Origin of the sequence: Buchnera aphidicola (Cinara strobi) (genome assembly GCF_900560745.1) — a bacterium.
In the GTDB taxonomy this organism is placed as follows: Bacteria; Pseudomonadota; Gammaproteobacteria; order Enterobacterales; family Enterobacteriaceae; genus Buchnera_F; species Buchnera_F aphidicola_AJ.
Genome location: NZ_LR025085.1, coordinates 227716 through 240862, shown reverse-complemented (window position 1 = coordinate 240862; position 13147 = coordinate 227716). Strand labels below are relative to the sequence as shown.

General features: G+C 23.6%; 10 protein-coding genes. 4 read left to right on the top strand and 6 right to left on the bottom strand.

The window, feature by feature from the left end:
* The first annotated feature begins 66 nt into the window (after window positions 1-66).
* The 3 genes from rpsA (at window position 67) to tpiA (ending at window position 2967) form a co-directional block, all read left to right on the top strand.
* Entirely contained in the window at window positions 67-1737 is a 1671-nt protein-coding gene (gene rpsA / locus EAO23_RS01005; RefSeq protein WP_158349082.1) for a 30S ribosomal protein S1, read from the top strand.
* Between the two features lie 36 nt (window positions 1738-1773).
* The gene (gene ihfB, locus EAO23_RS01000) at window positions 1774-2079 is read left to right on the top strand and encodes an integration host factor subunit beta (protein ID WP_269460656.1); all 306 of its coding nucleotides are present in this window, start codon (window positions 1774-1776) and stop codon (window positions 2077-2079) included.
* 117 nt (window positions 2080-2196) lie between these two features.
* Window positions 2197-2967, top strand: a complete 771-nt coding sequence (gene tpiA, locus EAO23_RS00995; protein WP_158349080.1) for a triose-phosphate isomerase — start codon at window positions 2197-2199, stop codon at window positions 2965-2967.
* A 184-nt stretch (window positions 2968-3151) separates the two neighbouring features.
* On the opposite strand, the gene pfkA is transcribed toward tpiA, so the two are convergent.
* From pfkA to EAO23_RS00970, 5 genes are all read right to left on the bottom strand, one after another.
* The gene (pfkA, locus tag EAO23_RS00990) at window positions 3152-4114 is read right to left on the bottom strand and encodes a 6-phosphofructokinase (RefSeq protein ID WP_158349079.1); all 963 of its coding nucleotides are present in this window, start codon (window positions 4112-4114) and stop codon (window positions 3152-3154) included.
* A gap of 216 nt (window positions 4115-4330) precedes the next feature.
* Complete coding sequence (gene gpmA / locus EAO23_RS00985) at window positions 4331-5023, bottom strand: 2,3-diphosphoglycerate-dependent phosphoglycerate mutase (RefSeq protein ID WP_158349078.1); 693 nt, start codon at window positions 5021-5023, stop codon at window positions 4331-4333.
* A gap of 312 nt (window positions 5024-5335) precedes the next feature.
* Window positions 5336-6532, bottom strand: coding sequence for a dihydrolipoyllysine-residue succinyltransferase (gene sucB, locus EAO23_RS00980; RefSeq protein WP_158349077.1), 1197 nt, complete (start codon window positions 6530-6532; stop codon window positions 5336-5338).
* A gap of 20 nt (window positions 6533-6552) precedes the next feature.
* On the bottom strand, window positions 6553-9360 hold the full coding sequence (locus EAO23_RS00975; RefSeq protein WP_158349076.1) for a 2-oxoglutarate dehydrogenase E1 component: 2808 nt from the start codon (window positions 9358-9360) through the stop codon (window positions 6553-6555).
* A 60-nt stretch (window positions 9361-9420) separates the two neighbouring features.
* Window positions 9421-10170 carry a Nif3-like dinuclear metal center hexameric protein gene (locus EAO23_RS00970; protein ID WP_158349075.1) on the bottom strand — a complete coding sequence of 250 codons (750 nt, stop codon included), beginning with the start codon at window positions 10168-10170 and terminating at the stop codon, window positions 9421-9423.
* Window positions 10171-11335: 1165 nt separating this feature from the next.
* On the opposite strand from EAO23_RS00970, the gene fldA reads away from it, so the two are divergent.
* On the top strand, window positions 11336-11866 hold the full coding sequence (fldA, locus tag EAO23_RS00965; RefSeq protein WP_158349074.1) for a flavodoxin FldA: 531 nt from the start codon (window positions 11336-11338) through the stop codon (window positions 11864-11866).
* A gap of 198 nt (window positions 11867-12064) precedes the next feature.
* Here the strand turns inward: fldA and gap are convergent, their stop codons facing one another.
* The gene (gap, locus tag EAO23_RS00960; RefSeq protein ID WP_158349073.1) at window positions 12065-13063 is read right to left on the bottom strand and encodes a type I glyceraldehyde-3-phosphate dehydrogenase; all 999 of its coding nucleotides are present in this window, start codon (window positions 13061-13063) and stop codon (window positions 12065-12067) included.
* Between the last annotated feature and the right edge of the window lie 84 nt (window positions 13064-13147).

Below are 13147 nucleotides of genomic sequence, written 5' to 3'. Positions count from 1 at the left end.
ATTTAATTAATTTTAAAATTCAATTGATTTAAATACTGATAATCTAATACTAATAGATTATTTCATATGACTACATCTTTTGCAGAATTATTTAAAGAATCATTAAAAAAAATAGAGACACGACCCGGATCTATAATTAAAGGTACAGTTATATCCATAAATAATGAAGTAGTTTTGGTAGATGCAGGATTAAAATCCGAATCTTCTATTCCAATAGAACAATTTAAAAATTCTAAAGGAAAAATTGAAGTAAAAATAGGAGATGTTGTAGATGTTTCTTTAGATTCTATGGAGGATGGTTTTGGTGAAACTATTTTATCCCGTGAAAAAGCAAAACGTCATGAATCATGGATGAAATTAGAAATAGCTTACAAAAAATCCTGTAATGTAGTAGGTATTATTAACGGAAAAGTAAAGGGAGGTTTTACTGTAGAATTAAATGAAATAAGAGCTTTTTTACCTGGATCTTTAGTAGACATCCGACCTATTCGAGATACATTGTATCTTGAAGGAAAAGAATTAGAATTTAAGGTTATTAAATTAGATCAAAAAAGAAATAATGTCGTTGTTTCTCGTAAAGCCGTCATTGAATCTGAAAATAGTGCAGAACGTGATCAGCTTTTAAAGAATTTGCATGAAGGAAGTATTATTCAGGGAACAGTAAAGAATTTAACAGACTATGGTGCTTTTATTGATTTAGGTGGTGTAGATGGATTATTACATATAACTGATATGGCGTGGAAACGCGTAAAACATCCAAGCGAAATAGTAAAAATTGGTGATGATGTTCAAGTGACAATATTAAAATTTGATGCAGAAAAAACAAGAGTATCATTAGGTTTAAAGCAACTAACAAAGGATCCATGGATTAATTTATCAAAACGTTATCCTGAAGGAAGTCGACATTCTGGTTTCGTTACAAACTTAACAGATTATGGTTGTTTTGTAGCAATAGAAGATGGAGTTGAAGGGTTAGTGCATGTTTCAGAAATGGATTGGACTAATAAAAATATTCATCCGTCTAAAGTAGTTGTATCTGGAGATAAAATAAGTGTTTCTATTTTAAATATTGATGAATCAAGAAGACGAATTTCCCTAGGGATAAAACAATGCCAAATTAACCCATGGACAAAATTTTCCGAAAAATATAATAGAGGTTCACAAGTAGAAGGGAAAATAAAATCTGTAACTGATTTTGGGATTTTTTTAGGACTAGAGGGCGGGATAGATGGTTTAGTTCATTTATCTGATTTGTCGTGGTTTGTTCCAGGAGATCTAGCTGTTAAAAAATATAAAAAAGGTGATGATATTATTGCGGTTGTTTTACAGGTTGATCCTGAAAGAGAGAGAATTTCTTTAGGTATTAAACAACTACAGGAAGATCCACTTCATCAATATATATTAAAAAATAAAAAAAATACTATTATTTCTGGAACTATTCAATGTATTGAAGAAAAATCTATATTATTAAATATAAAAGAAGGAGTTCAAGGATGTTTAAAATTTATAGATATTCCAGAAAACTATCGAAAAATATATCTATCTGATATAGAAGTTGGTAAAGATTTATTTGCACAAATTTCAGGAGTTGATAAAAAAAATAGGCTAGTCTATTTGACAATAACAGAAGAAATTCATGCAAAAAATATAAAAAATCAGTTTTTAAAAAAAAAAATAATAAATTCAGATTCAATAGATAATATTATGGTACAAGCTTTTGAAGATGCTAAAAATTAGAAATTACTAAAATATAAAATATTTTATAATATTTTTATTAGAGGGTTTATGAAAAAATCAGAATTATTTAACAGAATAACTGAAAAAAACACTCATATTCCTGCCAAAATTATTGAATATGCAGTAAAAAATATTTTAGAATATATGTCTTTATCTTTAGAAAAAGGTAATAGAATTGAAATTAGAGGGTTTGGTAGTTTTTCTTTACATTATCGGTTTGCTAGAGTTGGAAGGAATCCAAAAACAGGCGAAAAGGTTAATTTAAAGGGAAAATATGTTCCTCATTTTAAACCTGGAAAACAATTACGGGATCGAACAAATAATATATTTAAAAATATCTAGAAGAATTTATGTTATTCTATTATATAATTATATTGCTTGCGTAAATCTTTTTTATAATTCAGCAATTATTTGAGTATATCATATACTCCAATAATTGCTTACATAGGTACTTTTGAAATGATAAAACCTATTATTATAGGAAATTGGAAGTTAAATGGAAATACAAAATTAATTAGAAATTTCTTTAAACCATTAAATCTATTCTTAGAATCATATTCTAATAATTGCACTACTATTATTGCTCCACCAATTTTATATGCTAACATTATTCAAAATTGTATACCTTTAGATAAAAAAAATTTTTTTTTAGGAGCTCAGAATATTGATTGTCATTTAAGTGGTTCTTTTACAGGAGAAATTTCTTCTTTAATGATAAAAGATATAAAAATAAAATATGTTATTATTGGTCACTCAGAAAGACGTTTTTATCATAATGAAACTAATGCAATGATTGCGAAAAAATTTTGTATTCTAAAAGAACAAAATTTAATTCCAATTTTGTGTATTGGTGACACTATAAAAGAAAAAGAAGAAAATAAAACTAAAGAAGTGTGTATTCAGCAAATAGATACAATATTTAATATGAATCCTTATAAAACAAATATCTTTGATAACTCCATTATTGCTTATGAGCCTTTATGGGCTATTGGATCTGGACGCGCTGCTAATCCTAAGTCAGTACAATCAATAATTCATTTTATACGTAATTATATAATAAAAAAATCAGATCATAAAATTAAAAATCTTTTTATGCAATATGGAGGTTCTATTAATAAAAAAAATGCAAAAGAATTTATATATCAAAAAGATATTGATGGTCTTTTAATAGGAGGCGCTTCCTTGAAGATCAAAGAATTTACTAAAATTATTGAAATAATAAATACTTAACATATTCAATTTTTATTGTATTGAAATATATCTTCTGTTCTTATATAAAAATAGTTATAATTAAATTGTTAAAAATATTTTTATAATAATTATTAGGTTTCTTTTTATAAAATGAAATATAAGCGCCGGACTACCGGCACTTATAACAAATTTTATAGCTGGTTTTATATTTTAAATATCTATATTATGATAATTTTTGTAAAACATATAACCATTCTTTTTTGAAAGACTTTTTCATATATTTTAATGCATAATTAATATTATGATGAACCATTTTTTCATTAATTATCCCTACACATATCCCTTGATATCCTTTTAATAATAACTTAACTGCGTATTCTCCCATTCGAGATGCTAGAATTCTATCAAATGCAACTGGAACTCCTCCTCGTTGAATATGCCCAAGTATTGTAGCACGTGTTTCTTGATTAGTTTTTTTTTGAATATATTTAGCTAACTTAGATACATCGCATACATGTTCAGTAATCGCAATAATTGAATGGTTGTTCCCCTTCTTTATACTTTTCTTTATTTCTAGTAATAATAATTCTTTTTTATAAATAATTTCTGGAATAACTGTAAATTCACATCCCCCAGCAATAGAGGCTGATAATGTTAAATCTCCGCAATGACGACCCATAATTTCTACAATAGAAATTCTATTATGAGAAACAGAAGTGTCTCTTAATTTATCAATAGCAGCTACTACCGTTTCTAATGCTGTAAAAAAACCAACTGTATAATCAGTCCCTGAAACATCATTATCTATAGTTCCGGGGATTCCTATACAAGGAACACCCATATCTGTTAAAAATTTAGCTCCCATATATGAGCCATCTCCACCAATTATAATTAAAAAATCAATTCCTCTCTTAAGAATATTTTCTATAGCAGTTAATCGGGTTCTCTCTAACTTAAATTCTGAAAATCTAGAAGAACCTAAAAATGTTCCACCTTTATTAATTAAATGAACAACATTATGATAACCTAAAGGTATCATATCATTTTGATATAATCCTAAAAAACCATTACATATACCTAATATCTCTAGATTATTATTTAAAGCAGTGTATACAATAGACCGAATAATTGCATTCATCCCCGGAGCGTCACCACCGCTTGTTAAAACTCCTATTTTTTTAATCATTATAATTGCATAACCTTAATATTTTATATATATTTTATGTCGTAAGATCATTTTATGTTTAATGAAATTTAATTAAAATACGAATATTGAGAATATATAAAAAATAATTTTATTTATATACATTTATATATTTAAATATAATGTAATCTTAAAAATATTTAAAATATAATTTATAGAATATTTTTAATACCTGTTTATGTTTTAATAAACATGTTTTTATAAATAATAATATTTTAATGGCTTCATTTCATTAGAAAATTCATATATTAGTGGAGATCCAGTAGCAATATCTAAATTCATAATATCTTTATTATTAATATTACCTAAATATTTCATTAACCCCCGTAATGAATTACCATGAGCGACAATAATAACTGACTTATTTTGTTTTATTTGAGGAACAATGGAAGAATTCCAATAAGAGACTACTCGTTTTAATGTCATTTCCAAATTTTCACTAGCGGGTATTTTCGTTTTTTCTATTTCTTTATATTTTCTTTCATTTTTTAAATTTAAATGGCTAACATTATCCATATTAGGTGGGGATATTAAAAAACTTCTTCTCCATAGTAATACTTTTTCTGAACCATATTTTTTTACTGTTGTTTCTTTGTTTAAACCTTCTAGTGCACCATAATTACGTTCATTTAATTTCCATGATTTATGTGTTGGTATCCACATTTGGTCTAATTGATCTAAAAGTATCCATAAGGTATGAATAGCTCTTCTCAAAACCGATGTATAAGCTATATCAAAAAAAAAATTGTTTTTCTTTAATAATTTAGCTGCATATAACGCTTCTTTTTTTCCTTTTTCAGATAACTCAACGTCTTTCCATCCAGTGAATTGGTTTAATTGATTCCATTGACTTTCTCCATGTCGCATTAATACTATTTTTTTGTTTTTCATAATTATATCCAAAATTTTTTAATAAAAAAATAATTGTATATGTTGCTTAATATATTTTCTTTATAGAAAATAAATATTATTATCTAAATTTTATTGATGTTTATAAGCACAAGCATATGTAGTTACTAAAAGTAAAAGTCATTGATTAAAATGATTATTTTTATTTAATTAATTATTAATATGATAATAATATTAATTAATTAATATTGTTTTTTTATAATTATCTCCTGGTACTGAATATATATATTTTAATAAATAAAATATTTTTTTTAAGTACATATTTACATATATCAGTTTTTTACTATCTTATTATTATAAATCTAATAGAATTCTAGAAATATCTTCTATGTTTTCTTTAACACATTTTAAAAATTGTATAGCCTGTTTACCATCAATTAATTGATGGTCATAAGATAATGCTAAATACATCATTGGTTTTATTAAGATTTCATTATCTATAACTACAGGTCTATTGATGATATTATGCATTCCTAAAATTGCTACTTGAGGAGGATTAATAATAGGTGTTGACATTAATGATCCAAATACACCACCATTAGTAATTGTAAAAGTTCCAGATTCTAAATCTTCTAATTTTAGTTTTCCAGATTGACCTAGGTTAGAAAAATATTGAATTTTTTTTTCAATTTCTAACATAGATAAGCAATCAGTGTTTTTTAAAATAGGAGTTATTAATCCTCTTGGTGTAGATACAGCGATATTGATATCATAATAATTATGATATAAAATATCAGTACCTTCAATAGATGCATTTAATTCAGGAAATTTTTTTAATGCCTGAGTAACAGCTTTAATATAAAAAGACATATAACCTAATCGTGATTTATGTGTATTTTTAAAAATATCTTGATAATTTTTTTTAATTAAAATAATTTGTTGCATATTAACTTCATTAAATGTCGTTAACATTGCAGTATTTTGAATAGTTGATAATAACCTTTCAGATATTTTTTTTCTTAAAGGACTCATTGTAATTCTTTGAATATTACGTATATTTTTTTTTTCTTTTGAATTGATTGATTCTTGAAATAATATGTTTTCTTGTTTTCTTTTTTTTTTATTTTCTTCATTTGTAATGATAAAATTATCTTTAGTAATTTTACCATTCATTCTTACTCCTTTTATATTTAATTTATTTATTTTATAGTTTGATATTAATCTTCTCATTTTTGGAGTAAAAAAATATGTAGAATTATATTTCTTATGAGATATGTTAGAAATATATTTTGTAATATTCTCATTTTTTTTTTGCTTTATATAACCTAAGATAGTTTTTGATTTTATTTTTTCTCCTGTTAATAACATTTGTGAGTATAAAATTCCACTTGCAGGGGATGCAACTTCTAATATAATTTTATCAGTTTCAATTTCAATGATTAATTCATCTTCTTTAACAACATCTCCTATTTTTTTATGCCATTTTAGTATTATTGCATTATTAATAGATTCAGGTAAACTCGGAGCTATAATTTTAATGTTTTTTTTCATATTTTCTGCTTTTTAATAAATTATTTATAAACAAAGAATGCCTTTTTTATAATTTTTTTTTGATTTATTTGATGATCTCTAAAGTTTCCTTCTGCAGTAGAAGATAATTTAGATCGACCAACATATCGTAATAATTTTATATTATTTTTTATAAATATATATTTTTTAAAATAAAAATAAATATATGTCCAGCTACCCTGATTCATAGGTTCTTCCTGACACCATACAAAATTTTTTAAACTAGGGTATTTGATTAAAATATTATTTATTTTTACAAACGGAAAAGGATATAATTGTTCGATACGGATTATTATAGTATCCATAATTTTGTTTTTTTTATAAAAATTTAATAATTCATAATATATTTTCCCGGAACAAAAAATAACACGATTTATTAAATTTACTTTATTTTCTGGAATTATAAATAATATTTTATGAAATTTTTCATCTGATAATTTTTTAATAGAAACAAATGTTAATGGATTTCTAAGAAGAGATTTTGGTGTAAAAATAATAAGAGGTTTTCTAGAATAGGACCATCCTTGATTTAATAGTATATGATACATTTGAGAAACTGTAGTTGGTATGCAAATTCTAATATTTTTTTGAGCGCATAGTTGTAAATAACGCTCTAATCTTCCTGAAGAATGCTCCGGTCCTTGACCTTCATAACCGTGAGGAAGTAAGATCACTAATGGAGAAGAATAACCCCATTTTTGAAAACTAGATACTAAAAATTGATCAATAATAATCTGCGCGCCATTAGAAAAATCACCAAATTGAGCTTCCCATACATTTAATAATTTATTTGAAACCATAGAATACCCATATTCAAACCCTAAAACAGATTCTTCGGATAAAACTGAGTCCCAAATATAAAATGATCCTGGAAATTTAGATAAATTTTTTAATGGAATATATATTGTATTATTTTTTTGACATATAATAGTTGCGTGTCTATGAGAAAATGTTCCTCTACCAACATCCTCTCCAGTTAATCTACATGTAATCCCGTAATACATGAGTGTAGCATATGCTAAATTTTCTATAGCTCCCCAATCCAGCTTCATTTTATTTACGGCCATTTGAGTACGATTATAAAAAGTTTTTTTTACTTGTTGATGCATTACAAAATTTTTTGGAAGCGTAAATAATTGACTAGCTATACTTTTTAAAGTTTTAGAACAAATTCTTTTAGGTAATAATTGTTCTGATAATACATATTTTTTTTTTAAAATTTTTAATTTTTTTTGAATCATTGGTGATGATTTTAGCTGAATGTATAATTTTTTTTTAAAATGATGACATAAATGATTATACAAATTCTCGTTGTTATTTTCTTTTTTAATTATTTTTTTTGCATATAAGCTACATACACGTTCATGGTTTTTAATTAAATGATACATATATGGTTGCGTGATGTAAGGATCATCTGCTTCATTATGTCCTAATCGTCGATAACCAATAAGATCTATAAAAACATCTTTATTAAATAAGAATCGAAATTTTAAGGCTAATAAAACTACAAAAATCACTGACTCAGGATGATCGGCATTTACATGAAATATCGGCGAATCAATCATTTTAGCAATATCTGTACAATATGCGCTACTTCTTAAATATTTTTTTTTAGAAGTTGTAAAAGCGATTTGGTTATTTATGATAATATGTATACTTCCACCAACATTATATCCTGGAACTTGCGACATATTAAGGGTTTCCTGTATTACTCCTTGCCCAGAAAAAGCTGCATCTCCATGTATAATAATTGGTAATATATTATTGAAGTTATATTTTTTTTCTATAAAAAATTTACAGCACCCAATAACTACAGGGGTAATAATTTCTAAATGAGACGGGTTGTCTAATAAATTAATTTCGATTGATTTTTCTTTTATTTGAATTTTTTTTTTTAATCCTATATGATATTTAACATCTCCAGTTCCATTAAATTCTTTATATTTTTGAAACGAATCTTGAAACATTTTTAATACATTATAATTTAATATATTATGCATGACATTTAATCGTCCGCGATGAGCCATTCCTAAAAATATTTTTTTAATTTTTTTTGTAAAACTAAATTTTATTATAGTTTTTAATGCTGGAATAAGAGCATCACAACCTTCTAGAGAAAATCTTTTACTTCCTGGAAATTTAGTATGAATAAATTTTTCAAATATAGTAGATTTAATTAAATTTTTTAATAATTCTTTTTTTTCATGTGATAATAAAAAATTTTCTAAATTATTATTTTCTATATAATCTTGTAACCACTTTCTTTCCTTTAAATTATTAATATGCATATATTCAAACCCAATGTTACTACAATACTTTTTTTTAAAAAATAAATATACTTCTTTAAAAGAATTAGAATTTTTTTTAAAAAATAACAAATCAAAATTAATTAGTCGATTTAATTGTTCTTTTTGTATATTATAAAAATATTTAGACAACTCAGGAATTTTATTTTTTTTTTTATACTGTAACGGATTTAGTTTAGATATTTGATGTCCAAAAAAACGATAAGCGTTTATTAAATTAAAAAATCGTTCTTGTAAACAAACTTGATCATGGATATATGATGTTTTTTTTGAAAAAATATTACTACTTATATCATTTTGATTTTTTTGGATGATTTTATTGCAAGTTCCATTATTTTTAGAATCGATAGTATTCGATATATCAGAAAATATATTTCTCCAATATATATTTAATTTTTTAGGATTAAGCAAAAACTTTTGATAAAAATTTTCTAAGAATAATCGATTATTTACATATAACCATCCATAATCAGAGATTGATTTTTTTTTATTATTTTTTTTCATATTTTTTTTACTAATATTATATGTAATAAAAAGAATGATTGTGTATTGTTTATATGATGATTAAATAGGGTTATGTATATCAATAAAAGTTATAATTAAACTATTATCTTTCTGATATAACCATTGTCCTAATTTTTTAATTCCTGATTTTTCTGTTGCATGATGACCTAAAGAGAAAAAATGAATATTATTTTCTTCAGCTATGTGTATTGTTTCTTCTGATACTTCGCCTGTTAAATAAGCATCAATATTTGAAGTTATTGCTTGGTTAAAAAAATTTTGCCCTTTTCCGGTACACCATGCAATATTTTTAATATATTTAGGACCTGTTTGTCCATAATGAAAAGGTTTTCTTTTTAATTTCTTTTCTATAATATTTTTTAATGATTCGGCAGTATGAAATCGATTAAATTGACCAAATAAAACGTATTGTGATATTTTTCCTTGAATAGAAATATTTAATAATTTTCCTAGTTGAACATTATTTCCAAATTCAGAATTTATATCTAACGGTAAATGCCAACTATAGAGATTTATATCATGAGATAATAGTGTTTTTAATCGCTTTTTATACATTCCTAAAATTTTTTGATCTTGATTTTTCCAAAAATACCCGTGATGAACAATAATAGCATCTGCATTATATTTAATTGCTTGATTTAATAATTTTTGACAAGCTGTTACACCAGTAATAATTTTTTTTATTTCCGATTTTCCTTCTACCTGAAGACCATTTGGTGAAAAGTCTTTCACATATTTTTTGCTATTTAGTTTATCATTAACTAGTTTTTCGAGAAAAAAATTATTCATAAATATTGTTTAGCCCTATTAGTAAATACGATAAATTTTATCGTTTTTAATTTAAATATAATTTAAATTAAAATTTATTAAATAATAAATACAATAAATTTTCTTAATTTCAATAAAAAGTTGACATAAAAACTCTTTTTATCTATTTTAGGCTGAGATATAATGTATTTTTTTTAAATTAATTAGTAATTTTATAGTTTTTTAAAATTTTAGATGTAAATAGAATGTAACAACAAAAAATTCTAAATGTTGTATAATTATTAATTTATATACATATTTTGATATGTATTAACAATTTTAATTATATATGTATAATCAAAGTAAAAATATTTATTAAATGTTTCTATAGTAATAGAACAGAATAAAATAATTCTATCTATTTTTTTAATTCACTGATATCTATTTTAAATAAAAATATTTTTAAAATTTTATTTTGAAGAAATTGATTTTTTTTAATTTATAATATTGTTACATACTAAATTTAAGTTAAAATATTATTTTTATATTTTTGTTCTAATGATTATTAGAACTTTTAAAAAAATTAACATATGAGAAAATATAGTAATATTTTATATTTATTAGTTTTATAATAACTACAAATAATATTGTTATATATATAGAATTCTTATTTATATTACAAATTTAATTAAGTAAATTATTATCTTTAATTTATTAAAAAAATATCAGAAAGTTCAATATTCATAATGAAGATATTAGTTATTAAGGTGATTCAAATAAAACATGCTTATTAAGCAGTGATTTTTAAATAAAATAAAAAAATAATATTTTTGTAAAAAAAATATTCTTTAATATAAGAATGTTTTCTTATTTAAATAAAAATATGTTTTTAATATATATTTTATAACATTTAAGTAAAGTTATTAATATGTCATTAAAATATATAATTAAAAATATTTTTTTTAAAACATAATATAACATACTATATGTATAGTATAAACAAAATACTTTTTGTAGTATTTCTACATCTATTTTATGGATATATTAATCATTATTGACAGATCATTTAAAAAAATAAATTATTCAAAATTTATTTTTTTAAATATTCTGAGTTGCTATACTCTTAAATAGTAAACAACATTCAAATATGAATATTATAATTATTTAAACCTATAACTTGATATACTTAACTTAAAAAAGGTTAAAAATGAAAAAAATTGGCATTTTTTATGGTAGTGATACTGGAAATACTGAAAAAATTGCTTATGAAATACATCATGAACTAGGAAAAAACCAATCAGAAATATTTGATATTTCTAATGCTCCATTAAGTAAAATAGAAGAATTTAATATTTTATTTTTCGGGATATCTACATGGTATTATGGTGAACTCCAGTGTGATTGGGAAGACTCGCTTCCTATATTAGAAAAAATAAACTTAAACAAAAAAATAGTTGCTTTATTTGGATGTGGGGATCAAGAAGAATACTCAGAATATTTTTGTGATTCTATTGGTATAATGTATCATTTTTTAAAAAAAAAAAATGTACAATTCGTTGGTAGTTGGCCGGTAATAGATTATTTTTTTGAATGTTCTAAAGCTCAAAAAAATAAAAGCCATTTTTTTGGATTACCAATTGATGAAGATAATCAATCAAGATTAACTAATAAACGAGTAAAGAAATGGATCCAATTAGTTAACTCTGAAATTAATTACTTAAAATTACCAGCTGTATAACTTATTAGTTTTACTAACCAGCCTAATAGGCTATATCTAGTATATTTTTAAATTTATTTAATACAAATTTATTTATTTTATTAAATCTTTTTACCTGTAATTATATTTTTTTATGTATACGTGACAGTATCAAAAAGAACTATTTTTAATACTGTCAAAATTAGTTAATTTAAAGAATAAATAGTAATGAATCTTAAATTATTTTGATGTAATCCATTCAGCTAAATCTAATACTTTATTAGAGTAACCTACTTCATTATCATACCATAATACTAATTTCATAAAATTTTTGTTTAATGATAAACCAGCTTTTTCATCAAATATAGATGTTAAATGAGATCCGTTAAAATCATTAGAAACTAATTCTTCATTTGTATAACCGATTACATCTTTCATATATGTTTTAGAAGCTAATTTTATTACTGAACACAAATCTTGATAGTTGATTTTTTTATTTAATCTTACAGTAAAATCTACTACTGAAACATTTGCAACTGGAACTCTAAATGCAATACCTGTAATTTTATTATTTAATTCAGGTAAAATTTTTCCTACTGCTTGAGCTGCCCCAGTAGAAGCTGGAATTATATTTTGTAATGCGCTTCTTCCTCCTCTCCAATCTTTTAAAGAAACCCCATCTACAGTTTTTTGTGTAGCAGTAGTTGCATGTACAGTAGTCATTAATCCTTCAATAATCTCAAATTCATCATTTAAGATTTTTGCTAACGGGGCTAAACAATTGGTTGTACAAGATGCATTAGAAACTATTTTTTGATTATTATATTTACTAAAATTAACTCCTCTTACAAACATAGGAGTATTATCTTTTGGAGGGCCAGTTAATATAACCTTATTAGCTCCAGATTCTATGTGTGAAAGAGCTAAATCAGTTGTTAAAAATATTCCAGTAGATTCAATCACAACATCAATATTAAGTGATTTCCAATCTATTTTTTTAGGATTTTTTTCTGAAAAAATATAAACGGTTTTTTTATTAACAGTTAATATATTACCATTATCTTTAATAGATCCAGAAAATATACCATGAGTAGAATCATATTTTAACATATAAGCAATATATTTTGCGCTTGATAAATCATTAATGGCTACTACTTCTATATTCGGTCTGTTTTGAGCTATTCTAAAAACCATTCTTCCAATACGTCCAAAACCATTGATAGCGATTTTAATTGTCATATTAAAAATTATCCATAAATGTAAAATATATATTTATATAGTATATATTTAAAACAGTTTTTTATTAAGTTACGATTATTACTT